This is a genomic window from Streptomyces sp. NPDC006193 (genome assembly GCF_040613915.1).
In the GTDB taxonomy this organism is placed as follows: domain Bacteria; phylum Actinomycetota; class Actinomycetes; order Streptomycetales; family Streptomycetaceae; genus Streptomyces.
In genome coordinates, this window is sequence record NZ_JBEXTB010000003.1 from 296,229 (window position 1) to 320,971 (window position 24,743).

Consider the following 24,743-nt stretch of genomic DNA (forward strand, 5'->3'; position numbering starts at 1 on the left):
CCGGTACAGGTGGGAGGCGCCCTGTGAGGGTCATGGCGCTCGCTCCTCGTCGTCTGTGCCCAGGGGCATGCTAGGCGGCCTCCTGGAGGTCGGTTCGGCAGTCGCGGCAGCGGGTCCCGGGATCGGGTGAGCGGAAGGCGCGGTCGCAGCCGTCGCAGTTCCGCATCGGGTACCGGGGCGGCGGCGGGGCGGCCGGGGCCCGGAACGGGGGCGGGGGCGGGAGCTGGGCGGCCAGGCGGTGCGCCAGGAGGGCGGCGGGGCGGCGTACGCCCTCGGGCGGCAGGTCGGCGGTCAGGGCGCGGCGTACGGCGGCGGGGGCGACGTCCCGCTCCAGCCAGGCGGCGACACCGGGGGCCAGGTGGGCGGTGTCGCACGCGGAGAGCAGCAGCCGGGCGTCGTGGCGGCGGAGGTCCGCGAGGAGGTCCGTGGCGGCCGCCAGGAGCGCCGGGGCGGGGCAGGCGGGGCTCGGCACGGCGGGGAGCGGCTTGCGGGGCGCTCGCTCCTCCCGTGCCGCCCGCGTGCGGTGCGCCCCGCCGTCCGCGCACACCTCCCGCCGCTGCGGTGCCGCGACCTGTGCCTCGGGGCGGTGGCGGGCCGCCGCCGGCTGGTTGCAGGAGACCGTGCGGGTGACGATGCGGCCGGTGGGCGTGCGGTGGCGTTCGCGGCGCAGGTAGCCGTGGGCCTCCAGCTCGCGCAGGGCGGCGGCGATCCGGGTGGCCCCCTCGGGGAACCGGGCGGCGAGGGTCTTGATGTCGGCGGCGGCGCCCTGGGGCAGCGACTGGAGGTGCACGGCGAGCCCGATGGCGAGGAGCGAGAGCTGCCGGTGCTGGGCCAGGTGGTTGCCGACCACCGTGAAACGGGCGGTGTGGCGGGAGTTGTCGTGCTGGAGCCCGCCGCTGCGGCGGCCCCGGTTCGGGTGCTTGTCGCCCGCAACGCGGGCCTGGACGCGCGAGGGCGCGCTAGGGTGCTGGGTACCCATCGGGAAGCTTCCTCTTCCTCGGTGGTCAGGCCCTCGCACTGGGATTGCCCGTCCCGGCGGGGGCCGTCTCATGTCTGCGGTTGTGGTGGTGCGTTGCGCTGAGCGTCGAGCCTCCGCGGCCGGGAAATCCAGCCGGTTCCGGGATGTTCACCCGCCCGGGTGAGCGCGACCGCGGGCGGGAGGGGTGGGGTTCGGTGGGGGTGCTTTCCCCCCGAGTTCTCTGTCTTTCAGTCGCCGACGCCGCCGGAGCGCGAGGGTGCGGGTTCCGGTGGCACCAGGCTCAGTTCGGCCCACACGGTCTTGCGCGGGAACCGCTCCTCCGTCACCCCCCAGCGGTCGGCCAGCGCCTCGACCAGCACCAGGCCCCGGCCGGACTCGGCCACGGCGTCCGGCGCCCGGAGCGCGGGCAGCCGGTCACCGCGCGTGTCGGTGACCTCGACGCGGAGCGTGCCGCCGACCACGTACAGCGTGAGGCGGAAACTGCGGCCCGGCACGCGGCCGTGGGTGGCCGCGTTCGCCGCCAGTTCCGCCACGACCTGGCTCGCCGTCTCGTACGGAAGTCCCCAGCTCCGCAGCGCGTCCGCCGCGAGCAGGCGGGCCAGGCGGGCCCCGCGCGGGGTGGACGACAGCAGCAGGGTCACGTTGCGCACCCCGCCGCCGGATTCGGGTCGGGGTCCGGTCCCGGAGATTTCCTGGATTTCCTGATTCACATCACTCAGCGTGGCCGACCGGTCGTACCGTGATGCGTGATCGCCCCGCTACGTAGAGCCACCGTCCAGGGCTGGTCCGGCGCTGTCCGGACTGTCGGCGCGGCTCCCCCACAGGCGGGGCGGAACGGTAGGACGCGGCACTACGGAGGGGCGCGCATGTCGGTGAACGGTGAGGCGGTGCGGGTCGGGGCCGAGGCGGAGCAGACGGACGAGCCGGGCTGGGAGGTGGACCCGGACGACGACTGGGCACTCGCCGTGGTGGCCACGGTGGGACGGCAGTTGAGGCTCCGCCGGGAAGCGGCCGGGCTGCGGGTCGGCGAGTTCGCGGCGGCGGTCGGGTACGGGGAGGACCTCGTCTACAAGATCGAGAGCGGCAAGCGCATCCCCCGCCCCGAGTACCTGGACACGGCGGACGAGGTGCTGAGCGCGGGTGGGCTCGTCGCGGCGATGAAGGAGGACGTGAAGAAGGTCCGCTACCCGAAGAAGGTGCGGGACCTGGCCCAGATGGAAGCGCGGGCGGTAGAGCTCCAGCTCTACGATCCGCTGCACGTCCACGGCTTGTTGCAGACACCGGAGTGCGCGCGTGCCCTCCTGTCCATGCGGCGCCCTGCCTATTCGGCAGAGGAGGTGGAGCGGTTCATCGCAGCGCGAGTAGCACGCAAAGCGATCTTCGAGCGGGACCCGGCACCCGACCTCAGTTTCGTCCTGGAAGAGTGGACGCTTCGGCGACCACTGGGTGGAAGGACGGTCCTGCGTCGTCAGCTTGAACACCTGCTTGAGGCAGCCCAGTTGCGCAACGTCGAGCTGCAGGTGATGCCGATGGAACGCGATGAACATGCCGGCGTGGACGGCGGCATCGAGGTGCTCAAATTCGAAGACGGTTCAGCGATTGGCCGTTCACCAGCAGTGGCCAACGGACGACCGGTTTCCGACCTCCGGCAGCTCCGTATCCTGGAACTCCGGTATGGCATCATCCGGGCTCAGGCGCTCACACCACGTGAGTCGGCTGCCTTCATCGAACAACTGCTGGGGGAGACATGATCCGCAAGAGCTCGTCCGGGGACGCGTCCGGCCTAGTGTGGTTCAAGAGCAGCTACAGCAGCGGCAGCGAGGGCGACTCATGCGTCGAGGTCGCCACCGAACCCGGCACTGTCCACGTCCGCGACTCGAAGCACACCGAGGGCCCGCGGCTGGCCTTCGCCCCCACCGCATGGGCCGACTTCCTGCCCTACGCGACCGAGAACTGACCGGCTACTCCCCACAACGGCCACCCAGCCTCCGGGAGAGACATGAACCGCGAAGCATCCGCCAGGCGCACCTCCGGCCTGGCGTGGTTCAAGAGCAGCTACAGCAGCGGCAGCGAGGGCGACTCCTGCGTCGAGGTCGCCACCGAACCCGGCACCGTCCACGTCCGCGACTCGAAGCACACCGAGGGCCCGCGGCTGGCCTTCGCCCCCACCGCATGGGCCGACTTCCTGCCCTACGCGACCGAGAACTGACCGGCTACTCCTGCTCGGCACGGCCGGCGACCCTGAGGGTCGCCGGCCGTTCGCACGCCGTCGCCTCGACGGCGGTCAGAATTTGATGCTGCCGATCATGCTGGCGACATTGGTGGTCAGCTCGCTGATCGTGGGAGCGACGGTCGAGGAGGCGAGATAGAAGCCGAGCAGGACGCAGACGACCGCGTGGCCGCCCTTCAGCCCTGACTTCTTGATCAGCAAGAAGACGATGATCGCCAGCAGCACCACCGCCGAAATCGAGAGTGCCACGGCGGTTCACCTCCAAAGATCCCAGGGACGCGGGGGGTGTACAGCAACTCCATGCGGACGCCAGCAGGTTCCTACCCACACAGCGGTAGTGATCATAACTATCCGTGCTCGCGCATCGCTCGGCGCACAGCCGCACAAGGGGGCGCATGGCCAATATGGTCGGGGTATGACGACCGAGGCTGACTCCTTTCCCCGCCGGTACGCCCGGACCCAGCGGTTCACGCTCGGCGCGCCGCGTGCGTTCACCGTGGCGCCCGACGGTTCGCGTGTCGCGTTCCTGCGCTCCGGCTCCGGTTCCGACCGGGCCAACTCCCTGTGGGTCATGGATCTGCCGGGCGGCGCGGAGCGCCTGGCGGCCGACCCGAGCGCACTCCTGAGGGGCGCCCGCGAAGAGCTCCCGGCGGAGGAGCGGGCACGCCGGGAACGCAGCCGGGAGGGTGGTGCCGGCATCGTCGGGTATGCCACCGACGGCGCCGTGGAGTTGGCGTCTTTCGCCTTGTCAGGGCGGCTTTTCACGGCCGAGCTGCGGGCCGGCACGACGCGTGAGCTGCGCGTCGCGGGGCCGGTGGTCGACCCGCGTCCGTCCCCCGACGGGCGGCACGTCGCCTATGTCGCCCGGGGTGCGCTGCGGGTGGTGGGCGCCGAGGGGGACGGCGACCGGGCGCTGGCCGAGCCGGAGTCGGAGGAGGTCTCCTACGGGCTCGCGGAGTTCGTCGCGGCCGAGGAGATGGGCCGCTCGCGGGGCTTCTGGTGGGCGCCGGAGTCGGACCGGCTGCTCGTGGCGCGCGTGGACGACACGCCGGTGCGGCGGTGGTGGATCGCGGATCCGGCCCACCCGGACCGCGAGCCGCAGGCCGTCCGCTACCCGGCGGCGGGCACGGCGAACGCGGACGTACGGCTGTTCGTGTGCGCGCTGGACGGGACGCGCACGGAGGTCGTCTGGGACCGGTCCCGCTATCCGTATCTGGCACGAGTGCACTGGTCAGGGGCGGGTGCCCCGCTGTTGCTGGTTCAGGCGCGGGATCAGCGCAGCCAGTTGTTCCTGGCGGTGGATCCGGCCACCGGAGCCACGCGGATGGTGCACGCCGACGAAGATCCAAGTTGGCTGGAACTTTTCGCCGGGGTTCCGTGCTGGAGCCCGTCGGGGCAGCTCGTCCGGATCGCCGACGAGGGCGGCGCACGGGTGCTGGCGGTCGGGGAACGGCCATTGACCAGGGGTCAGTTGCACATTCGTGCGGTACTTGACGTGGGCACGGACGACGTACTGGTTTCCGCCTCGTCGGGTGCGGAGGCGGAGGCCCCGGAAATCGGCGAAATCCATGTGTACCGGGTGAACGAGCTGGGGGTGGAGCGCGTCTCCCGGGAACCGGGTGTGCACTCGGCGGTGCGCGCCGGGGGCGTGACCGTGCTGACCTCGGCCGCGCTGGACCGGCCGGGCACCCGGGTGCAGGTGCTGTGCGAGGGCAAGCCGGTGGCGACTGTCCGGTCGTACGCCGAAGATCCCGGTTTCTCCCCGCGGGTCACCCTCACCGAGGGGGGCGCACGCCGCATTCCGTGCGCCGTGCTTATGCCACGGGACTACCACGGTGACACTCCCCTGCCGGTCCTGCTGGACCCCTACGGCGGGCCGCACGGGCAGCGCGTGGTCGCCGCGCACAACGCCCACCTGACCTCCCAGTGGTTCGCCGACCAGGGTTTCGCGGTGGTCGTCGCCGACGGCCGGGGCACGCCGGGGCGCTCGCCGGCCTGGGAGAAGGCGGTCCGGGACGACCTGGCGGACGTCGTCCTCCAGGACCAGGCGGACGCCCTCCACGCCCTCGCCGAGCGGTATCCGCTGGACCTGGGCCGGGTGGCGATCCGGGGCTGGTCCTTCGGCGGCTACCTGGCGGCCCTCGCGGTGCTGCGCCGCCCGGACGTGTTCCACGCGGCCGTGGTCGGCGCGCCCGTCACCGACCTGCGCCTCTACGACACCCACTACCAGGAGCGCTACCTCGGTCACCCCGACGAGCAGCCGGAGGTCTACCGCCGCAACTCCCTGGTGGACGACGCGGGCCTGGTCGACCCGGCCGAACCGCACCGCCCGATGATGATCATTCACGGTCTCGCGGACGACAACGTGGTCGTCGCCCACTCCCTGCGCCTGTCCTCCGCCCTCCTGGGCGCCGGCCGCCCCCACGAGGTCCTCCCGCTGTCCGGCGTGACCCACATGACCCCCCAGGAGACGGTCGCCGAGAACCTGCTGCTCCTGCAGCTCGACTTCCTGCGGCGCTCGCTCCCGCAGCCGAACACCCCGCAACTGCGTTAACAAACAGGCAACTCGGCCGAAGCGGCGCTGATATACGGACGCGCGAGGCTGGACGCGTACGGCCGTGCGGGTGCCGTAAGCGGGCCGGGACGGGGCGACTCATCCCGGCCCGTCGCCGTTGTGCTGCATCGCCGGCGGCGGGGCCGCCGCGGGCGCCGGACGCCCGGCGGAGGGAGCCTCCTCGGCGAAGTGGCAGGCCGACGCATGGGCCGCGGGGCCGGACACGCCGCGGAAGACGGCGGGCACCGCGAGCGCGGGCACCTCGCGGGCGCAGCGGTCCCGGGCCTTCCAGCAGCGGGTGCGGAAACGGCAGCCGGAGGGGATGTCCGTCGGGGAGGGCACGTCACCGGTGAGGATGATCCGCTCGCGGTGCGCGGGGGCCTCCGGGTCGGGCACGGGGACGGCGGACAGCAGGGCCTGGGTGTAGGGGTGGGTGGGATGGTCGTAGATCTCGGCCTCCCGCCCGGTCTCCACGATGCGGCCCAGGTACATGACCGCCACCCGGTCCGAGATGTGCCGGACCACCGACAGGTCGTGCGCGATGAAGACGTACGACAGGCCGAACTCCGACTGGAGCCGGTCCAGGAGGTTGATCACCTGGGCCTGGACCGACACGTCCAGCGCGGACACCGGCTCGTCGGCGACGATCACCTCCGGGCGCAGCGCCAGCCCCCGCGCGATCCCGATGCGCTGGCGCTGACCGCCGGAGAACTGGTGCGGGTAGCGGTCGGCGTACTCGGGGTCGAGACCGACCACGTCCAGCAGCTCGCGCACCCTGCGGCGCCGGTCGCCCCTGGGGGCCGCCTCGGGGTGGATGTCGAAGGGCTCGCCGATGATGTCGCCCACCGTCATCCGGGGGTTCAGGGAGGTGTACGGGTCCTGGAACACCATCTGGATGTTGCGGCGGACCGCCTTGAGGGCCCGGCCGGACAGCCGGGTGATGTCCTCCCCCTTGAACCGGACGGAGCCGGCCGTGGGACGCTCCAGGTTGCACAGCAGCCGGGCGAGCGTGGACTTGCCGCAGCCCGACTCCCCCACGATGCCCAGGGTCTCGCCCCGGCCGAGGGCGAAGTCGACGCCGTCCACCGCCCGCACCGCGCCGACCTGCTTGCGCAACAGCACGCCCCGGGTGAGCGGATAGTGCTTGACGAGGCCGCTGACCTCCAGGATCGGTTCAGTGGTCGCGGTCATCCAGGCACTCCCTGAAGAAGTGGCAGGCGCTGCCCCGGCCGGCGGCCACCTCGTACAGCGGCGGTTCCTCGGTGCGGCACACGTCCCGCGCCATCGGGCAGCGGGGGTGGAAGGCGCAGCCCGGCGGGATGCGCGTCAGGTTGGGCGGCAGGCCCCGGACGGCGTCCAGCCGCCGTCCCTTGCGGTCCAGGCGGGGGACGGAGTCCAGCAGGCCGCGGGTGTAGGGGTGGGCGGGGAGCTTGTACAGGTCGCGCACGGGCGCCGACTCGACGATCCTCCCGGCGTACATCACCGCGATCCGGTCGGCGACGTCGGCGACCACACCGAGGTCGTGGGTGATCAGGATGAGCCCCATCCGGTACTCGCGCCGCAGCTCCGCGAGCAGGTCCATGACCTGGGCCTGGACCGTGACGTCCAGGGCGGTGGTCGGCTCGTCGGCGATGACGAGCGCCGGTTCCAGGGCCAGCGCCATGGCGATCATGATGCGCTGGCGCATCCCGCCGGAGAACTGGTGGGGGTGGTCCCGCGCCCGCTGGGCCGCGGCCGGGATGCGCACCCGGTCCATCAGCTCGACCGCCCTGGCCCGTGCGTCCTTCTTCCGCATCCCGCGGTGCACGACGAACATCTCCGCGAGCTGGTCGCCCACCGTCATGACCGGGTTCAGGGCGGACAGCGCGTCCTGGAAGATCATGGCCATGCCGGCGCCGCGGATCCTGCGCCGCTCCTCCGCCCGGACCGTCAGCAGGTCCTGCCCCCGGAACAGGATCCGCCCGCCGGTGATCCGGGCCGGCGGCGTGTCAAGGATCCCCATCACGGCCTGCGCTGTGACGGACTTGCCCGACCCGGACTCCCCGAGCACCGCCAGCGTCTCCCCCGCGTCCACCGCGCAGTCGACCCCGTTCACGGCGCGGGCGACCCCGTCCCGGGTCCGGAACTCCACGTGCAAATCCCGCACTTCGAGCAGCACGACGGCGTCACCTCAGCTTCGGGTCGAGGGCGTCGCGTACCGCGTCGCCGAGCATGATGAAGGCCAGGACCGTGACGGCGAGGGCCCCCGAGGGCCACAGCAGGGCGTGCGGGGCGTTGCGGACGTACGGGGACGCGGCGGAGATGTCGATGCCCCAGGAGACGCTGGGCGGTCTGAGGCCGACGCCGAGGTAGGACAGGGTCGCCTCCAGGGCGATGTAGGTGCCGAGCGCGATGGTCGCGACGACGATGACCGGGGCCACGGCGTTGGGCGTGATGTGCCTCAGCAGGATGCGGGAGTCGGAGGCGCCGAGGGCGCGGGCGGCCTGGACGTAGTCGTTCTGCTTGACGGCGATGACCGAGCCGCGGGCGATGCGGGAGATCTGCGGCCAGCCGAGCAGCACCATGAACCCGATGACCGGCCAGACCGTATTGCTCGTCACCACGGAGAGGAGGACGAGCCCCCCGAGGACGACCGGGATGGCGAAGAAGACGTCGGTGAGCCGGGACAGCACCGCGTCCCAGACGCCGCCGAAGTACCCCGCGAGTCCGCCGAGCGCCGAGCCGAACAGGGAGACGCCGAGCGTGGCGCACACGCCGACGGTGACGGACGTGCGGGCGCCGTGCACGGTGCGCGTGTAGACGTCGCAGCCCTGTCCGTCGAAGCCGAACGGATGGCCCGGCCGGGCGCCTTCCTGGGCCTTGGACAGGTCGCACCGCAGGGGGCTGCCGGGGGCGATCGCCGACGGCCACAGGGAGACGACGAACAGGAAGAGGATGACCAGGGCGGAGACGAGGAAGACCGGGTTGCGGCGCAGGTCCCGCCAGGCGTCCGACCACAGGGAGCGCGGCCTGCCCGCCGGACCGGCGCCTTCCGGTCCGGCCGGGACCCCGCCGCCCGGGCCGGCCGGCGGGCGCTGTCCGAGGGCGACGGCCTCGCTCGCGCCGAGGTCCATCGCGCCGCCCATGCCGGTGCCGGCGATCGCGCCTTCGGGCTCGTACGACTGTTCAGGCATAGCGGATCCTCGGGTCGAGTACGGCGTACAGCAGGTCGACGAGGAGGTTGGCGACCAGGAAGACGAGGACGAGCACGGTCACGAAGCCGACGACCGTCTGGGTGTTCTGCCGCAGGATGCCCTGGTAGAGCTGGTAGCCCACGCCGTGGATGTTGAAGATCCGCTCGGTGACGATCGCCCCGCCCATCAGCGCGCCGATGTCGGTGCCGATGAAGGTGACCACCGGGATCAGGGAGTTGCGCAGCAGGTGACGGGTGATCACCCGGCGCCGGGGCAGTCCCTTGGCGACGGCCGTGCGGACGTAGTCGGAGCGCTTGTTCTCGGCGATGGAGGTGCGGGTCAGCCGGGTGACGTAGGCGAGGGAGACGGAGGCGAGGACCAGGCCCGGCACGATCAGCTCGCCGAAGGCGGCGTCCGGGGGGACGGACGGCCTGATCCACGCCCACCGGACGCCGAGGAGCAACTGGAGCAGCAGGCCGGTGACGAAGGTGGGCACCGCGATCACCACCAGGGTCAGCAGCAGCACGGCGGTGTCGACGGGCCGGCCGCGCCGCAGCCCGGTCAGCACGCCGAGCGTGACGCCGACGACGACCTCGAGGAGGACGGCGACGACGGTGAGCCGCACCGTCACGGGGAAGGCCGTGGACATCAGCTCGGTCACCGGCTGGCCGTTGAACGCCGTGCCGAAGTCCCCGGTGAAGACGTTCCCCATGTACGTCGCGTACTGCCGCCACAGCGGCGCGTCCAGGCCGAACTCCCGCTTCAGCTGCGCCGCGGTCGCCGGGTCGCACCGCCGTTCGCCGCACAGGCCCGCCACCGGATCGCCCATCACGTTGACCATGAGGAAGATCAGCAGGGTGGCCCCGGCGAACACCGGGACCATCTGCAGCAGGCGCCGGAGGACGTAGCGTCCCATGGCGGCTCAGCTGACCTTGATCTCGTTGTAGACGGGCACGCTGAACGGGTTGAGCGCCACGCCGGACAGCCGCTCGGAGTAGCCGGCGCTGCCGTTCTGGTACCAGAGCGGGATGGCGGCCATCCGGTCCCGGACGACCTCCTCGGCCTTCTGGAACGCCGTGACCGCCTTGGCCGGGTCCGTCTCGGCGTTCGCCCGGTCGACCAGTGCGTCGAAGTCCTTGTCCGACCACTTGCCGTCGTTGGAGGAGGCGCCGGTGTAGTACAGCGGCTGGAGGAAGTTCTGGATGAGCGGGTAGTCCATCTGCCAGCCCGCCCGGAACGGTCCGCTCAGCTTGTGCCGCCCGATCTGGTTGCGGAAGTCCGCGAAGGTGCCGACCGGTCTGCCGACGCACGCCCGGTCGTCGCCGAGCGCCCTGTTGATGCTGTTGCACACGGCGTCCACCCACTCCCTGTGCGAGCCCGTGTCCGCGTTGTAGGAGATCCTGACCTGGCCGCCGGGGATGCCGCCGCCCTCCCGGACCAGCTTCCGGGCCCGGGCCGGGTCGTAGCGGCAGGCGTCGCCGCACAGGCCGTCCTTGAAGCCGCCGTCCTCGCCGAGGACGGGCGAGGTCCAGTCGGTGGCGGGGGTGCGGGTGCCCCGGAAGATCGTGTCGGTGATCTGCCTGCGGTCGATCGCCATGGACAGGCCGGTGCGGACCTTCTCCGTGCCGGGCTTGTTCCAGGCCTTGTCGTAGTAGGGGAAGGCCAGGGTCTGGATGATGCCGGCGGGGGTGTTGATGTACCGGTCGCCCAGGTCGGCGCGGACGTTCTTCAGCTGCGAGGCGGGGACGTCGTCCACGAGGTCGAGGTTGCCGGCCATCAGGTCGGTGTAGGCGGTGTTGTTGTCGGTGTACACCTTGAGGACCACACCGCCGTTGCGCGCCTTGTCCTGGCCGGGGTAGCCGTCCCACCTCCTCAGGGTCATCTGGGCGCCCTTCGTGTAGGACTCGACGGCGTACGGGCCGTTGCCGACCGGCTTCTTCAGCCAGGCCGCGTGGTCGGTGAAGAACGCGCGGGGCAGCGGGGCGAAGGCGGCGTAGCCGAGGGTGTCCGGGAAGCCGGAGAACTTCTGGCGGAGCCGGACGGTGAAGGTGCGGTCGTCGACGACCTTCAGCCCGGACAGCGTGCCGGCGCGCTGCGCTCCGGTGTCGGGGTGGACCTGGTCGTAGCCCTCGATGTAGCCGAAGAAGTAGGCGTTCCGCTGCCTGTTGCGCAGGCTCGCCCCGTAGTTCCAGGCGTCCACGAAGGAACGGGCGGTCACCTTCTCGCCGTCGGAGAAGGTCCAGCCGTCCTTCAGCCGGATCGTGAAGGTGCGCGAGTCCGCGGTCTCGATGGACTCGGCGAGCATGTCGGTGGCCTTGCCGGTCCTCGGGTCGTACTTCTTCAGGCCCCGGAAGATCATGTCGAGGACCTTGCCGCCCTGCACCTCGTTGGTGTTGGCGGGTTCCAGCGGGTTCTGCGGATCGCCCCAGGAGGAGCTGAGCAGCGCGCCGGCGCCCGCGCCGCCCGGACCGCCGCCCCCGCAGCCGGTGGCGGCGAGTGCCACGGCGGCCACGACCGCGCAGGCGGCCCCTCGGGCCTGCCCTCGGTCGCGCGTGGTTCCACGCATGGCGTGCCTCCTCCGTGAGCGCCGATCCCGTACCGGTTCCTATCGGGTCATATTGCATATACCGCACGGCTCACGTCCGATAGAGGGGCCTTTAGGGGGACACGTCGTCCGTATGCGCGCTCGGCCGTCCGCCGAGCTGACGATCTTGGGTTTCGGACGCAACAGATCTTCGCGCAACGATGCGGAAACGTTGGATTGCGCGTCCCGATGTACGCATTTCGGCACTCGACCGTCCGCATATCGGACGCCTTACCCGTTTGATCCGATTGGTCCGATGTGAAGCACGGATTGATTACATCGCGCTACCCGCGTAGCTACGGAATGACCACGTACAGGTAAAGAAGGTAAAGAGGAAGCCAAGCCGGTCGAGAATTTATTGACCTTGAATGAATTGCGTTGAAAAAGTCCGGCGTAGCCCGTAGGGGAGCGCCCTGCGGAGTCATCAGACCCTCCCGTGGGCCAGGAGCACCATGACCTCCCCAACTCCATCTGCGGCTGCCCCTCTTGAGGTGACCGACGAGACCGTTGCGAAGTCGACCACTTCGGACGGCTCGAAGGGCAACGAGAGCCGGTCCCCCGGCCAGCTGGCCTGGCGCCGTTTCAAAAGGGACCGCACGGGCGTCATTTCGGCGATCATCGTGATCCTCTTCTTCGTGATCGGTCTCGCCGCGCCGCTCATAGCCAAGCTGTACGGCAAGGACCCGTACACGACGTACGGGCTCAGCGACCCCGCCCTCCTCGGCGACAACAGCTACCCGGTGAAGCCGAACGGCGGCATCGACGGCGACTTCTGGTTCGGCGTCGAACCGGGCCTGGGACGCGACGTCTTCACCTTCCTGCTGTACGCGATCCGCAATTCACTGCTGGTCTCCACCGCCATCACGGTGCTCGTCATGCTGGTCGGGGTGGTGATCGGTGTCACCGCCGGCTACATCGGCGGCAAGACGGACTGGTTCCTCGGCCGGGTCATCGACATCCTGCTCGCCTTCCCGCAGCAGCTGTTCTTCGTGGCCTTCACCCCGGTGGTCCTGAACCTGTTCGTGGCTCCGAACGAGGACACGCCCACCTGGATCGTCGTGGTCTCCCTCATCTCCCTGCTCACCGTCTTCGGCTGGTCCTCCATCGCCCGGCTGCTCCGGGGGCAGGTACTGGCCCTGCGCGAAAGGGAGTTCGTCGAGGCCGCGAAGGTCACGGGCGCGTCTCCGGCCCGCATCATCTTCAAGGAACTGCTGCCCAACCTGTGGACGCCGATCCTGATCCAGGGGACGCTTCTGCTCCCGACGATGGTCACCACCGAAGCGGGCCTCGCGTTCCTCAACGTGGGCATCCAGGACCCGACCCCGGACTGGGGGGTGATGCTCGGCCGAGCGGCCCAGGTGTATCAGGACGACATCACCTACCTCCTCTTCCCCGGCATCGCGATGGTCGTCTTCGTCCTGGCGTTCAACCTCCTCGGTGACTCGTTGCGCGACGCGCTCGACCCGAAGACCAAGCGCTGACTCCGGCTCACTTCAGGACCACGGCGACGACGCCGGGGTTGCCGGATCTTCCTCAACAACTCACTCCAAGGCAGGATGCGATGTCCTTCTCGCGCAGAAACTTCCTGATAGCCACTGGTGTCGCCGCCGCCTCCGGCTCCGTGCTGACCGCGTGCAGCAGCGGCAACTCCAGCAGCGCCGGCAAGCCCGGCAAGCAGGAAGCGGCCAAGGCCCACGCGACCACGGTCAAGATCGGCACGGCGGAGGACTCCAAGGGCCCGGCTCCGGAGGTCGCCGGCGCCAAGAAGGGCGGCAAGGTCTACCTGCTGAACGACGACGACTTCTCGCACCTCGACCCGCAGCGGATCTACTACGCGTGGAACTCGCTCGCCGCGATGGTCATCTCGCGCACCCTGACCGGTTACAAGGTCGGCGACGACGGCTCGATGACGCTGGTCGGCGACCTCGCCACCGACACGGGCACCATGAAGGACGACGGCAAGACCTGGTCCTTCACCCTGAAGGACGGCATCAAGTGGGAGGACGGTTCCGACATCACCGTCGACGACGTCCGCCACGGCATCGAGCGGGCTTTCGCCAGCTTCATCACCGAGGGCGCCGTCTACGTCCAGACCTGGCTGACCGGTTCGCAGGAGTACCGCAAGTCGTACTCGGGTCCCTTCAAGGGCAACAAGCACCTGAAGTCGATCGAGACGAGCGGGAAGACCATCACCTTCCACCTCTCCGTGGCGCGACCGGACTTCAACTACGTCCTGGCGATGCACTCGTACGCACCGACCCCGGTGAAGCACGACACCAAGCAGGACTACGACAAGAAGCCGTTCTCCAGCGGCCCTTACAAGATCAAGTCGCACAGCACCGACAAGTCGATGGTGCTGGTCCGCAACGAGCACTGGGACCCGAAGACGGACCCGATCCGCAACGCGTACCCGGACGAGTTCGACTTCACCTTCGGCATCGAGGCGGAGACCGCCGCCGACCGCCTCATCGCGGACTCCGGCAACGACCAGTACGCCGTGTCCTGGCGGACCGTCCCGCAGTCGAAGGTCCAGCAGGCCACCGTCAAGGCCAAGGACCGCCTCTTCGAGGACCTGAGCAGCGGCACCAGCGTCTACTGGATCAACCAGAGCCGCGTCACCGACATCAAGGTCCGCGAGGCCCTCATCCGCGCCTGGCCGACCGCCGGCATCCGCCAGCTGCAGGGCGGCGTGCACCGCGGTGACTACGCGACCGGCGTCATGAGCCCGCTCGTCGCCGGCTACGAGTCCCAGGACGTCTGGGGCAAGCTGAAGAACCCCGCGGGCGACCCGAAGGCCGCCAGGGCGATCCTGAAGAAGGCCGGCAAGCTCGGCACGAAGATCGTCTACGCCTACCAGCAGGACGACGTGCAGGCCAAGATCAAGGTCGTCGTCGAGAACGCCCTGAAGGCGGCCGGCTTCGACGTCGTGTCCAAGGGCATCGACTCGACCACCTGGTACGACCAGATCGGCAAGCTCGACAACGGCTACGACATCTACTGGGGCGGCTGGTCCGCCGACTGGCCGACCGGTTACTCGGTCTTCCAGCCGCTGTTCGACAGCCACAACGTGGTGGAGCAGGGCACCAACTACTGCCAGCTGAAGAACAAGGACGTGGACGCGGCGATCAAGGCCGCCACCGCCGAGACCGACCAGGACAAGGCCAACAAGATGTGGGCCGCCCTGGACAAGCAGGTCACGGAGCTGGGCGCCTTCATCCCCGACGTGTACATGAAGCGCCTGTACATCCACGGTTCGAAGCTCGGCAACGTGAAGATGGACCCGAACTTCGACGGCTGCATGCTCTACAAGATGTACGTCAAGGCCTGATCCGTCCCTGAGAGGCGGGGCGGCCGCCGGCCGCCCCGCCCTCGGCTCGTCCACCGGGCCTCCGGTCACCCCGGCCCGGCCCGTTCCGCACGACGGCCCTCCCAGGAAAGCCAACCCCCATGCTTCGCTTCCTCGTCCGCCGGTTCCTCGGCGCCGTGATCACGCTGCTGATCATCAGCGCGATCTCGTTCATGCTCTTCTACGCGGTGCCGCGTGACCCGGCCCGAGTGGCCTGCGGCAAGATCTGCACACCGGAGACGCTCGACGTGATCCGGCACAACATGGGGATCTCGGACCCGATGCCGGTCCAGTACTGGCACTGGCTGGAGGCCATCTTCGTCGGCCGGGACTACCCGAGCTTCGGTCACTGCGACGCCCCGTGCCTCGGCTACTCGTTCATCAACCGCGAGCCCGTCCTCGCCACGGTCCTCGACCGCTTCCCGACCACGGCCTCCCTGGCCATCGGCTCGTCGGTCGTCTTCCTGATCTTCGGTGTCGGCACCGGCATGCTCGCCGCGGTGAAGCAGGGCAAGGCCCTCGACAAGATCGCCAGCTCCTCGTCGCTGGTCGCCTCGTCGATGCAGATCTACTTCGTCGGCCCGCTCGCCCTGTACCTCCTCGTGTACCAGATGAACCTGCTGAAGCAGCCCTCGTACACCCCGTTCAGCGAGAACCCGGGCTCGTGGTTCAGCGGGCTGCTCGTGCCCTGGCTGGTGCTGGCGCTGATCTGGACCGCCAACTACACCCGGATGACCCGCTCGCAACTGGTCGAGGCGCTGAGCGAGGACTACGTCCGCACCGCCCGCGCCAAGGGCATGTCCCGCCGCAACGTCTTCTTCCGCTTCGCCTGGCGCGGCGCGATGGGCCCGATCGTCACCATCTTCGGCATCGACATGGGCGTCCTGCTCGGCGGCGCGATGATCACCGAGAAGACCTTCAGCCTCCAGGGCCTCGGCATGCTCGCCGTGAAGTCGGTGACCAACAACGACCTCCCGATGCTCCTCGGCGTCATGATGATCACGGCCGCGTTCGTCGTGCTGGCCAACATCGTCGTGGACGCCGTCTACGCCCTGATCGACCCGCGGATCCGGCTCGCCTGACCCCGCCCGCCCCCACCAGCTACCCCGCATCACCCTTCTCTGGAGCGTCCCCGTGACGAGCACCGATCAGCAGCCCTTCCTGTCCGTCAAGGACCTGAAGGTGCACTTCTCGACCGAGGACGGCATCGTCAAGGCCGTCGACGGTCTCTCCTTCGACCTCGATCGCGGCAGGACGCTGGGCATCGTGGGCGAGTCGGGGTCCGGCAAGTCGGTCACCAACCTGACCATCCTGGGCCTGCACAACCCCGACAGCACCCGGATCGAGGGCTCCATCGAGCTGGACGGCGAGGAGCTGAACGGCGCCCCGGAGAGGACGCTGGAGAAGCTCCGCGGCAACAAGATGGCGATGATCTTCCAGGACGCCCTGGCCTCGCTGTCGCCGTACCACACCATCGGGACGCAGATCGGCGAGGTGTACCGCAAGCACACCGGCGCCTCCAAGAAGGCGGCCCGGGAGCGGGCGGTCGAGATGCTCCGGCGCGTCGGCATCCCGCAGCCGGACCAGCGGGTGGACAACTACCCGCACGAGTTCTCCGGCGGCATGCGCCAGCGCGCCATGATCGCCATGGCCCTGGTCTGCGACCCCAAGCTGCTGATCGCGGACGAGCCGACGACGGCGCTCGACGTGACGGTCCAGGCCCAGATCATGGACCTGCTCAAGGACCTCCAGCAGGAGTTCGGCACCTCGATCATCTTCATCACCCACGACCTGGGCGTGATCGCGGACATCGCCGACGACGTGCTGGTGATGTACGGCGGCCGGTGCGTGGAGCGCGGCCCCAAGGCGGAGGTGCTGCGCACCCCGCAACACCCCTACACCTGGGGCCTTCTGGGCTCCATGCCGAGCCTGGACGGCCCGGTGGACGTGCCGCTGAACCCCATCCCGGGCTCGCCGCCCTCGCTGCTGAACCCGCCGGCCGGCTGCCGTTTCCACCCGCGCTGCGCCTTCGCCGACAAGGTCCCGGGCGGCAGGTGCGCCACGGAGCGCCCCCCGCTGGAGATCGTGGACGGCCGCGGCAGCGCCTGCCACCTGACGGACGCCCAGCGCCGCGAGTACCTCGCCGACACGGCCCCCAAGGCCCACTGACGTAGAGACGGGATCCCACCACCATGAGCAGCACCACTCCCCTCCTGGACGTCTCCGGGCTGACCAAGCACTTCCCGATCAAGGGCGGCTTCCCCATCCGCCGCACGGTCGGCGCGGTGCAGGCCGTCGACGGGCTGGACTTCCAGGTGGCCGAGGGCGAGAGCCTCGGCCTGGTCGGCGAGTCCGGCTGCGGCAAGTCGACCACGGGCCGGCTGATCACCCGGCTGCTGGAGCCGACGGCCGGCCGGATCAGCTACCGCGGGCAGGACATCACGCACGCGACCCGCAAGGAGCTGGCGCCGATCCGCTCCGAGATCCAGATGATCTTCCAGGACCCGTACGCCTCGCTGAACCCGCGGCACACGGTCGGCAAGATCATCGCCGGTCCGATGGAGATCAACGGCATCGAACCGGAGGGCGGCCGGGAGAAGCGGGTCCGCGAGCTGCTGGAGATCGTCGGCCTCAACCCCGAGCACTACAACCGGTTCCCGCACGAGTTCTCCGGCGGCCAGCGCCAGCGCATCGGCGTGGCCCGCGCCCTGGCGCTGGAGCCGAAGCTGATCGTCGCCGACGAACCGGTCTCCGCGCTGGACGTCTCCATCCAGGCCCAGGTCGTCAACCTGCTGCAGAAGGTGCAGAGGGAACTGGGCATCGCGTTCGTCTTCATCGCCCACGACCTCGCCATCGTGCGGCACTTCTCCCAGCGCGTCGCGGTGATGTACCTCGGCAAGATCGTCGAGATCGCCGACCGCGAGGACCTCTACGGCAACCCGCGCCACCCCTACACCCGGGCCCTGCTCTCCGCCGTGCCCGAGGCCACGGCGGACGGGGAGCCGCGCGAGCGCATCCGCCTGACCGGAGACGTGCCCTCCCCGATCAACCCGCCCTCCGGCTGCCGGTTCCGCACCCGCTGCTGGAAGGCGACCGAGAAGTGCGCGACGGAGGCGCCGCCGCTGGCGCGGGCGGAGGGCAGCAGGCCCGGCCACCTCACGGCGTGCCACTACCCGGAGACGGCGGACGCCGTCCCGGCTCCGCGCCGCTCCGAGGACCCCGAAGCGGCGGCCTGACACACCCCTTCCCGTCAGCCGCCCCCGCGCGGAACGGACCGCCACCGGCCCATGGGCCCGGCCCGTGCACGTCCGGTCCAGGGTCCGGTCCAGAGCACGAAGGGCCCGCGTCGCGTCCCGCCGGCGCGGGCCCTCGCGCAAGGGGCCTTCCCGCACGAACGGGGCTCGGCCGTTCCTGACACACCGTTGAGCACGGTGTGTCAGACTGCCGCGGTGGCAGGTCACTCGTTCGCCGATCCCTCGCTCGCCGCGCTGTACGACAGGCTCAACCCCTGGGGGCCGGGTGACGACTTCTACCTCGGTCTGGTGCGGGAGGCCCGTTCCGTGCTGGACATCGGGTGCGGCACCGGGCGGTTGCTGCGGCGGGCCCGGGCCGAGGGGCACCGGGGCCGGCTGACGGGACTCGATCCGGCCGCCGCCATGCTCGTGCAGGCGCGGCGGAAGCGCCGGGACGTCGAGTGGGTGCTCGGGGACACCCGGGTGCGGCTGTGGAACGGGGAGTTCGACCTCGTCCTCATGACGGGACACGCCTTCCAGGAACTCGTCGGCGACGAGGAGATCCGCCGCTGTCTCGCAGCGGTCCGGGCGGCCCTCGCCGACGGCGGGCGGTTCGTGTTCGAGACCCGCAATCCGGCCGCCCGCGCCTGGGAGCGGTGGACGCCGCAACGGGTGCGCCGGATCACCGCCGACGACGGAACGCCCGTGCGGGTGTGGCACGAGGTGCAGGGCGACGGGCCGCGCCGGGGGCGGGTGCACTTCACCGAGACCTACGACAGCGGGCTCTGGCCCGCGCCCCGCGTCAGCCACGGCGTCCTGCGCTTCCTGGACGCCGACGCGCTGGACCGCTTCCTCGCCGAGGCGGGCCTGGCCGTGGCCGAGCGGTACGGGGACTGGCAGCGCGGGCCCCTGACCGCCACCGCCCCGGAGATCGTCACCGTGGCCCGGCCGGTCCGGGCGCCTCTCCCGACGCTCCCGCCCCACTGAGGAGGCCGGCGGCCACGGGGGTCCGCCGAGCGCCCACTGTCTCGACCTGGGTGTGAGCAGGCCGGTGGCCGGACGGTTGCGGATCGCCCGCAGCGGCGTCAGCGTGTTCGCCGGCGCGCGCGGACGAGGGCGACGGTGAGGAGCCCGGTCAGCGCCAGGGCTCCGGCGCCTGCGGCAGCGCCCCATGCCGTCCGGTCCGAGCCGCCGGATCCGCCGACGGCCTCGACGCTGATGGAAGCGGTGCTGTTCCTGGGGTCGGCGTCGTCCCGCAGCCGCGCCGCCGGGGCGTCCACACGGATCCTGCCGCGGGTGAGCTTCCCCGGGTCGTCGATCCGCAGCTTGAAGGGGAAGGCCTTGTGGAACCCGTCCCGGAGGACCGGTACGTCGAAGCCGTTGGTGCGCAGGCCGTAGTCGCACAGGTAGGGCGTCGGCTTCTTGGTGGAGCGCCAGCAGTCCTTCGGGGCGCTCACCACCGTCACCCCTTCGGGGAGCCACACCTCGACTCTGGCGAAGGGGTCGTCGTTCTCGGCGCTCCTTTGGGCCTCGACATCGGCACCGTGGAAGTCCAGGGCCAGGTCGGCCGTGACCGTCTCCCCCTTCCTGCCCTTGACCGCGGCTCCCCTCACCCTGAGATCCCACGCGTTGTGGACGTGCACGTCCACCCGGCCGCTCGCCGCGCCTTCGGTCGTCCGGGCGTCGGGAGGCTCGCCTCCGGTCCGCTTCACAAGGGTCAGCTCCTTGCCCCGGCCGCGATGGCGGTCCTGCCACTTGGCGCCCGACCAGGCCGTGCTGGTCGCATCCGCCACCTCGACGTGCTCCCGCAGCGCGGACTCGCCCGCTCTCAGCGCGATGGGCGCCAGGTCGACGGACTCTCCGGGCCCGACCCGCATGTCGATCAGGCACAGCGCGGTGTGGACCGTCCTGATCTCCGGGCGGTGTGCAGCGGTGCCGTACTCGCAGTTGCTGTACTCCGTCGTGAACGAGAGTCCCTCGGACAGAGTGACGGAGATCCGCGCCTGTCCAAGTGCCTGCCGGCCGCGGTAGGTGAACCCGGCACGCACCTGGAACGTCGACCCCGCGTGCACGAGTTCGCCACCGTTCCCGTCCAGACGGTCGAGCGTCAACCCGTCCTCGTGCCCCGCGCTCCCGGCCTCAGGCAGGCGGGCACGTGCTGCGGGCAGCAGCCCCACATCCGCCGGCCCGGGCCCGTGAGTCGCCGGGGCACCCAGGAGCAGCCCCGCACCCGACACGGCAGCCGTCGCCGCACACACCGTAGCCAACCGGACCCGCCTGATCACGTCTCCCCCTCAGACCTCGCCCCGGCACGGCAGGCACCAGAGACACGCGGCGAGCCCCAGGTGCATCGCTGCACCTACGAGGACTCGTGTGGCCGGCTCAGGGTTGTACCGGCTTCGCAGGAGGAGGCGCGCAAGGAGGCTTGAGCGAGTCACAGGTGCCCTGCCGCGTTCGAGGTCGGAGGAGAGCCCGTCACGGCCCGTACGACGCCGTCCTGGGCCCGTGCCGGCCGGGGACAAAGCACCGGTCTGTTCGGTCGCAGTGGTCACGACAGCGGTCCTAGGACAGGCGGACGCGTGGGTCGATGAAGGCGTAGGCGGCGTCGACGACGATGTTGAACAGCAGGATCATGCTGGCGGAGAAGAGCATCACGCCGAGCAGCAGCGGCAGGTCGCTGAAGAAGACGGACTGCACGGCGAGTTGTCCGATGCCCGGCAGGCCGAAGGTGTACTCGGTGATGATGGCGCCGCCGAGCAGCGAGCCGAGGTCGATGCCGAAGATGGTGACGACCGGGATCAGCGAGCCGCGCCAGGCGTAGCGGAAGAAGACGTAGCGGCGGGACATCCCCTTGGCGCGGGCGGTGCGGACGTGTTCCTCCTGCAGTTGTTCGATCATCGAGGACCGTGACATGCGGGTGTACTGCGCCGCGAAGATCGTGGAGAGGATCACCCAGGGGATCGCCAGGCCCGAGAACCAGGCGACCGGGTCCTGGCTCAGTTCGTGGTAGGCGGGCTTGCCGAACCAGTGCGTCTGGTAGACGAGGACCGCCAGGGCCAGCGGGCCGAGGAAGTAGATCTGGAGCGAACTGACGACCATGGCGCCGGCGGTGGCCGCCTTGTCGATCAGCGTTCCGCGCCGCCAGGCGGCGAGGAGTCCGGTGCCGAGGCCGACGGTCAGGAAGCACACGGCGGCGCCCAGGGTGAGCGAGACGGTGGTGGGCAGGCGGTCCAGGAGCGTGCCCCAGACCTGCTCGTTGGTGTGGTACGAGTACCCGAAGCACGGGGCCGGGCACGGACCCTGGGCGAACCGGTCGCTGCCCACGACGAGGTTGTGCAGGAAGATCCCGTACTGCTCGGGGATGGATCTGTCCAGGCCGAGCACGTGGTGGATGTCGGCGATGCTGTCGGGGTTGCAGGTCTTGCCGCACATCAGCAGCGCCGGGTCCCGGGGCACCCCGAAGAACAGCACGAACGTGACGATGCTGAGCAGGAACAGGATGACGGCGGCACCGATGATCCGGCGGACGAGGAAGCGCAGCATGGCAGGGCAGCTCTCAGACGTCGGCGGTCCGGGCGGCGCCCGGCCCGTCCCGTGTGCGGGAGCGCGCCGGGCACCGTGGGGGGACGGTTACTTGAGGTACAGGCGACGCGGGTCGACGCCGCTGAGCACGTCGTCGTAGACGAGGCCGCCGACCCGGGAGCCGGCGATCTGGGTCTGCTTGTAGTAGGCGGTCGGGACGACGTTGACGATCTCCTTGACGAGGTACTGGTCCAGCTTCTCCCACTGCGCCGCGGACTCGGCCGGGTCGGTGATCTTGTTGATCCGGTCGATCTCGCCGTTCACCTTCGGGTCGTCGATCTGCGAGTAGTTCTGCGCGCCCTCGGCGATCACGCGGCCGTCGTACAGCGGCGGGATCACGGTCGAGGCGGACGGCCAGTCGGCGCCCCACGCGGTGTGGAAGATGTCGTAGTGGTTGTCCAGCTTGGAGACCTGGTCGTAGTAGGTCTCGGCCGGGATCTCCTGGCGCTGGACGTCGAAGCCGGCCTTCTTCAGGCCCGCCGCCATGGCGGTGGAGAACTGCTGGCCCTCGGGCGTGTTGATGTAGCCCAAGGTCAGCTTCGTGCCGAGCTTGCCGGCCTTCTTCAGCAGGTCCCTGGCCCTGGCCGGGTCGCCGGCGGGCCTCTTCTTCTTGCCGAACGGGTCGAACGCCGGGTCGTAGCCGGGAACGGTCGGGGAGATCACGCCGCCGGCGACCTCCATCGCGTCGGTGCCGCCGTAGGCGCGGACGAACGGCGTGATGGGCAGGGCGTAGGCGATGGCCTCGCGGACCGTCCTGTCCTTCATGGCCGGGTGGCTCATATTGATGTTCATCTGGCCCACGTACGACTGGTAGCCCGAGACCGTGCGGGACTTGAGCTTCGGGTCGCGCAGGACCTTCGACAGGTTGCCGGCGTCGACCTGGTTGTTGAAGCTGACGCCGGCCCGGTCCGCTCCGCTGTCTGCCAGCAGGGCCTTGGTGGAGGTCTCGTACTGCTGGTTGAACGTGAAGTCGAGCCGGTCCAGGTACTGATGGCGGATGGGGTCCGTCTTCGGGTCCCAGTGGGTGTTCCTCACGAGCACCATCGACTTGCCGGACTTGAACGACGCGATCCGGTACGGCCCGGTGACCAACGGCTTCCTGTCGTACTTCTCCTTGGTGTCGCCCTTCTCGGAGACCAGGGCGTAGCCCGCCATGGCCAGCGCGTAGGGCAGGTCGGGGTGCGGGGTCCGGAAGTGGAAGACGACCGTCCTGTCGTCCGGGGTCTCCAGGACGGAGGCGGGCAGGTGCCTGCCCTGGTACGGGCCGCCCTTGAGGAGGTCGCGGTAGCCGGTGCCCGGCTTGTCGGCCAGCCACTGCTGCAGGTAGGTGGGGCCCTGGTTGATGAACGGCGCGAACAGCCGCTCGACGGTGTGCCGCACGTCCTTGGACGTGATCGGGGAGCCGTCCTCGAAGGCGATGCCCTCCTTGAGGGTGTACTTCCAGGTCCGGCCGCCGTCGGTGGTGGTGCCGGAGTCGGTGGCGAGGTCGCCGACCACCTCGTGCTCGCTGCCGTCGTCGCTCGTGGCCTTGTAGCCCGTGAGCCCCCGGTGGAGCAGGCCGGCGAGCGAGCGCTCGTCGGATATGTAGATCTGCGCCGGGTCGAGGTGGGCGTAGCTGTCGCGCTGCAGCACCTCCAGGGTGCCGCCGGACTTGGCGCCGGGCACGTCGCGCGCGGGACCCTTCGAGTCGGCGGCGTCGCCGAACTCGATGGACGCCTGCTGCCGTGCGGCGTTCCGCCGCTGCTGGTCGTCGTCGCCGCCGTCGTCGCTGCCGCCCTTGCTGCAACCGGTGAGCACCAGCGCTCCGGCCGCGAGCACGCAGAGCGCGCCGTACGCGTGGCGTCCGCCCCTACTCATCACGACATTTCCCACCCATCTGTATGCGACCAGTGCGAACCGTGTGCCATCGTGCGTGTCACCGTGTGCGTCACCGCGGTGTCACCGCGGTGATCGTGCGAAGGAGAACGTGCCTGGGTCAGCGCGCGGTCCTGGGATCGAAGGCGTCCCTGACCGAGTCCCCGAGCAGGTTGAACGCGACGACGAAAATGATCATCGAGACGCCGGGGAAGAACATGTAGGTGATGTCGTTCTGCATCACCAGTTCGGTGGCCGCCTTGGAGAACATCTGCCCCCAGTCCGGCGTCGGTTCCACGATGCCCACGCCGAGGAAGGACAGACCGGCCTCGGCGGTCACGAAGTTGGGCAGCAGATACGTCGACTGCACCAGCAGCGGGGTGACGAGGTTCGGCAGGATCTCCTTGCGGATGATCCGCCACGGCGAGGCCCCGCTGACCCTGGCCGCCTCGATGAACTCCCGCTCGCGCAGGGCGAGTGCGGTGCCGCGCAGGATCCGGCCGAGTCCCATCCAGCCCAGGACCCACTGCACGAGGATCAGCGCCACCACCCGGACGTAGGTGGGGGTCTCGTCGCGGGGGCTGACGAACAGGGAGACCACGACCGGCATGCTCGCGATGAAGAACAGCTGTGCCGGGAAGGCGAGCAGGAAGTCGATGACCCGGCCGATGAAGTAGTCGGCCTTTCCGCCGAGATAGCCGGCGGTGACGCCGAGCAGCACGGCGGTCACGACGACCGCGAGGGTGACGGCGACCGAGATGGTCAGCGAGGTGCGGATGCCGTAGATCAGCTTGGTCAGGACGTCGTAGCCGTTGCCGGGTTCGAGGCCGAACCAGAACTCCCCGCCGATGCCGCCGTTGGGCCGCACCGGGACGCCGGCGCTGTCGAAGAGCTCGGGGCGCTCGTCCGCGTACACGGTGTACGGATCCTTGCCGTACAGCGCCGATATCAGCGGGGCGAGCAGCCCGATCACGAAGAAGAAGCCCACGACGCAGGCCGAGATCACGCCCGTGCGGTCGCGCCGGAAGCGCATCCACATCAGCCGGCCGGGGGACCGGCCCTCGAGTGCGGTGGTTCCGCCCGCCGTCTGCGGCCCCGAAAAGCCGTCGCCGACGACCGGAGACCCGCCGCCCCCGACATCGAGAGGACTCGTCACGGTTCGTCCGTTCCAGGGGAGTGCGAGAGGTGCCCGGATACCGAGGACGCGC

The 24,743-nt window shown here is 70.2% G+C and carries 22 protein-coding genes; 10 read left to right on the forward strand and 12 right to left on the reverse strand.

Translation table 11 applies throughout. The features are described from left to right. Positions 1 to 70: 70 nt before the first annotated feature. Positions 71 to 979 (reverse strand): helix-turn-helix domain-containing protein, encoded by a 909-nt coding sequence (locus ABZ261_RS05155; RefSeq protein WP_356855409.1) that lies wholly within the window; start codon positions 977 to 979, stop codon positions 71 to 73. Between the two features lie 227 nt (positions 980 to 1,206). Then, positions 1,207 to 1,629: an ATP-binding protein gene (locus ABZ261_RS05160; protein WP_356855411.1), complete on the reverse strand. Its 423-nt coding sequence runs from the start codon at positions 1,627 to 1,629 to the stop codon at positions 1,207 to 1,209. Between the two features lie 216 nt (positions 1,630 to 1,845). Between ABZ261_RS05160 and ABZ261_RS05165 the strand changes: the two genes are divergently transcribed. The 3 genes from ABZ261_RS05165 to ABZ261_RS05175 are packed head-to-tail and all read left to right on the forward strand — an operon-like array spanning position 1,846 to position 3,188. Next, complete coding sequence (locus tag ABZ261_RS05165; RefSeq protein WP_356855413.1) at positions 1,846 to 2,730, forward strand: helix-turn-helix transcriptional regulator; 885 nt, start codon at positions 1,846 to 1,848, stop codon at positions 2,728 to 2,730. Beyond that, on the forward strand, positions 2,727 to 2,936 hold the full coding sequence (locus ABZ261_RS05170) for a DUF397 domain-containing protein (RefSeq protein WP_356855415.1): 210 nt from the start codon (positions 2,727 to 2,729) through the stop codon (positions 2,934 to 2,936). Before ABZ261_RS05165 ends, ABZ261_RS05170 begins: the two co-directional genes overlap by 4 nt. A gap of 42 nt (positions 2,937 to 2,978) precedes the next feature. Continuing rightward, on the forward strand, positions 2,979 to 3,188 hold the full coding sequence (locus tag ABZ261_RS05175) for a DUF397 domain-containing protein (RefSeq protein ID WP_356855417.1): 210 nt from the start codon (positions 2,979 to 2,981) through the stop codon (positions 3,186 to 3,188). A gap of 75 nt (positions 3,189 to 3,263) precedes the next feature. Here ABZ261_RS05175 and ABZ261_RS05180 read toward each other — a convergent pair whose 3' ends face one another. Then, positions 3,264 to 3,458, reverse strand: a complete 195-nt coding sequence (locus ABZ261_RS05180) for a hypothetical protein (RefSeq protein ID WP_161287201.1) — start codon at positions 3,456 to 3,458, stop codon at positions 3,264 to 3,266. 166 nt (positions 3,459 to 3,624) lie between these two features. On the opposite strand from ABZ261_RS05180, the gene ABZ261_RS05185 reads away from it, so the two are divergent. Continuing rightward, positions 3,625 to 5,763, forward strand: a complete 2,139-nt coding sequence (locus ABZ261_RS05185) for a prolyl oligopeptidase family serine peptidase (protein ID WP_356855419.1) — start codon at positions 3,625 to 3,627, stop codon at positions 5,761 to 5,763. A gap of 99 nt (positions 5,764 to 5,862) precedes the next feature. Here the strand turns inward: ABZ261_RS05185 and ABZ261_RS05190 are convergent, their stop codons facing one another. The 5 genes from ABZ261_RS05190 to ABZ261_RS05210 are packed head-to-tail and all read right to left on the reverse strand — an operon-like array spanning position 5,863 to position 11,502. Next, a complete protein-coding gene (locus ABZ261_RS05190) occupies positions 5,863 to 6,954 on the reverse strand; it encodes a dipeptide ABC transporter ATP-binding protein (RefSeq protein ID WP_356855421.1) in 1,092 nt (363 codons plus the stop codon). Then, complete coding sequence (locus tag ABZ261_RS05195) at positions 6,938 to 7,921, reverse strand: ABC transporter ATP-binding protein (protein ID WP_356855423.1); 984 nt, start codon at positions 7,919 to 7,921, stop codon at positions 6,938 to 6,940. Before ABZ261_RS05195 ends, ABZ261_RS05190 begins: the two co-directional genes overlap by 17 nt. Before the next feature lie 7 nt (positions 7,922 to 7,928). Next, the gene (locus ABZ261_RS05200) at positions 7,929 to 8,936 is read right to left on the reverse strand and encodes an ABC transporter permease (protein ID WP_356855425.1); all 1,008 of its coding nucleotides are present in this window, start codon (positions 8,934 to 8,936) and stop codon (positions 7,929 to 7,931) included. Further along, on the reverse strand, positions 8,929 to 9,852 hold the full coding sequence (locus ABZ261_RS05205; RefSeq protein WP_356855427.1) for an ABC transporter permease: 924 nt from the start codon (positions 9,850 to 9,852) through the stop codon (positions 8,929 to 8,931). Before ABZ261_RS05205 ends, ABZ261_RS05200 begins: the two co-directional genes overlap by 8 nt. A gap of 6 nt (positions 9,853 to 9,858) precedes the next feature. Continuing rightward, on the reverse strand, positions 9,859 to 11,502 hold the full coding sequence (locus tag ABZ261_RS05210; protein WP_356855429.1) for an ABC transporter substrate-binding protein: 1,644 nt from the start codon (positions 11,500 to 11,502) through the stop codon (positions 9,859 to 9,861). A gap of 509 nt (positions 11,503 to 12,011) precedes the next feature. Between ABZ261_RS05210 and ABZ261_RS05215 the strand changes: the two genes are divergently transcribed. The 6 genes from ABZ261_RS05215 (at position 12,012) to ABZ261_RS05240 (ending at position 19,086) form a co-directional block, all read left to right on the forward strand. Further along, on the forward strand, positions 12,012 to 13,001 hold the full coding sequence (locus ABZ261_RS05215; RefSeq protein ID WP_356855431.1) for an ABC transporter permease: 990 nt from the start codon (positions 12,012 to 12,014) through the stop codon (positions 12,999 to 13,001). An 80-nt stretch (positions 13,002 to 13,081) separates the two neighbouring features. Further along, a complete protein-coding gene (locus ABZ261_RS05220; RefSeq protein ID WP_356855433.1) occupies positions 13,082 to 14,848 on the forward strand; it encodes an ABC transporter substrate-binding protein in 1,767 nt (588 codons plus the stop codon). 119 nt (positions 14,849 to 14,967) lie between these two features. After that, positions 14,968 to 15,948: an ABC transporter permease gene (locus ABZ261_RS05225; protein WP_356855435.1), complete on the forward strand. Its 981-nt coding sequence runs from the start codon at positions 14,968 to 14,970 to the stop codon at positions 15,946 to 15,948. Positions 15,949 to 16,000: 52 nt separating this feature from the next. Next, the gene (locus ABZ261_RS05230) at positions 16,001 to 17,035 is read left to right on the forward strand and encodes an ABC transporter ATP-binding protein (RefSeq protein WP_356855437.1); all 1,035 of its coding nucleotides are present in this window, start codon (positions 16,001 to 16,003) and stop codon (positions 17,033 to 17,035) included. Between the two features lie 23 nt (positions 17,036 to 17,058). Continuing rightward, positions 17,059 to 18,102 carry a dipeptide ABC transporter ATP-binding protein gene (locus tag ABZ261_RS05235; RefSeq protein WP_356855439.1) on the forward strand — a complete coding sequence of 348 codons (1,044 nt, stop codon included), beginning with the start codon at positions 17,059 to 17,061 and terminating at the stop codon, positions 18,100 to 18,102. Between the two features lie 213 nt (positions 18,103 to 18,315). Next, positions 18,316 to 19,086 (forward strand): class I SAM-dependent methyltransferase, encoded by a 771-nt coding sequence (locus ABZ261_RS05240; RefSeq protein ID WP_356855441.1) that lies wholly within the window; start codon positions 18,316 to 18,318, stop codon positions 19,084 to 19,086. Positions 19,087 to 19,184: 98 nt separating this feature from the next. Here ABZ261_RS05240 and ABZ261_RS05245 read toward each other — a convergent pair whose 3' ends face one another. The 4 genes from ABZ261_RS05245 to ABZ261_RS05260 all read right to left on the reverse strand — a co-directional run bounded on the left by ABZ261_RS05245 (position 19,185) and on the right by ABZ261_RS05260 (position 24,691). After that, entirely contained in the window at positions 19,185 to 20,210 is a 1,026-nt protein-coding gene (locus ABZ261_RS05245) for a hypothetical protein (protein ID WP_356855443.1), read from the reverse strand. Between the two features lie 451 nt (positions 20,211 to 20,661). Further along, on the reverse strand, positions 20,662 to 21,642 hold the full coding sequence (locus ABZ261_RS05250; protein WP_356855445.1) for an ABC transporter permease: 981 nt from the start codon (positions 21,640 to 21,642) through the stop codon (positions 20,662 to 20,664). 87 nt (positions 21,643 to 21,729) lie between these two features. Then, positions 21,730 to 23,538, reverse strand: a complete 1,809-nt coding sequence (locus ABZ261_RS05255; protein WP_356855446.1) for an ABC transporter substrate-binding protein — start codon at positions 23,536 to 23,538, stop codon at positions 21,730 to 21,732. Positions 23,539 to 23,656: 118 nt separating this feature from the next. Next, a complete protein-coding gene (locus tag ABZ261_RS05260; RefSeq protein WP_356855448.1) occupies positions 23,657 to 24,691 on the reverse strand; it encodes an ABC transporter permease in 1,035 nt (344 codons plus the stop codon). Positions 24,692 to 24,743: the final 52 nt, after the last annotated feature.

Excerpts from the sequence above, each read along its gene's own strand:
- ABZ261_RS05155 (WP_356855409.1), bottom strand. The coding sequence starts at position 979 with ATGGGTACCCAGCACCCTAGCGCGCCCTCGCGCGTCCAGGCCCGCGTT.
- ABZ261_RS05165 (WP_356855413.1), top strand. The coding sequence starts at position 1,846 with ATGTCGGTGAACGGTGAGGCGGTGCGGGTCGGGGCCGAGGCGGAGCAG.
- ABZ261_RS05170 (WP_356855415.1), top strand. The coding sequence starts at position 2,727 with ATGATCCGCAAGAGCTCGTCCGGGGACGCGTCCGGCCTAGTGTGGTTC.
- ABZ261_RS05175 (WP_356855417.1), top strand. The coding sequence starts at position 2,979 with ATGAACCGCGAAGCATCCGCCAGGCGCACCTCCGGCCTGGCGTGGTTC.
- ABZ261_RS05185 (WP_356855419.1), top strand. The coding sequence starts at position 3,625 with ATGACGACCGAGGCTGACTCCTTTCCCCGCCGGTACGCCCGGACCCAG.
- ABZ261_RS05190 (WP_356855421.1), bottom strand. The coding sequence starts at position 6,954 with ATGACCGCGACCACTGAACCGATCCTGGAGGTCAGCGGCCTCGTCAAG.
- ABZ261_RS05200 (WP_356855425.1), bottom strand. The coding sequence starts at position 8,936 with ATGCCTGAACAGTCGTACGAGCCCGAAGGCGCGATCGCCGGCACCGGC.
- ABZ261_RS05205 (WP_356855427.1), bottom strand. The coding sequence starts at position 9,852 with ATGGGACGCTACGTCCTCCGGCGCCTGCTGCAGATGGTCCCGGTGTTC.
- ABZ261_RS05210 (WP_356855429.1), bottom strand. The coding sequence starts at position 11,502 with ATGCGTGGAACCACGCGCGACCGAGGGCAGGCCCGAGGGGCCGCCTGC.
- ABZ261_RS05220 (WP_356855433.1), top strand. The coding sequence starts at position 13,082 with ATGTCCTTCTCGCGCAGAAACTTCCTGATAGCCACTGGTGTCGCCGCC.
- ABZ261_RS05225 (WP_356855435.1), top strand. The coding sequence starts at position 14,968 with ATGCTTCGCTTCCTCGTCCGCCGGTTCCTCGGCGCCGTGATCACGCTG.
- ABZ261_RS05235 (WP_356855439.1), top strand. The coding sequence starts at position 17,059 with ATGAGCAGCACCACTCCCCTCCTGGACGTCTCCGGGCTGACCAAGCAC.
- ABZ261_RS05250 (WP_356855445.1), bottom strand. The coding sequence starts at position 21,642 with ATGCTGCGCTTCCTCGTCCGCCGGATCATCGGTGCCGCCGTCATCCTG.
- ABZ261_RS05255 (WP_356855446.1), bottom strand. The coding sequence starts at position 23,538 with ATGAGTAGGGGCGGACGCCACGCGTACGGCGCGCTCTGCGTGCTCGCG.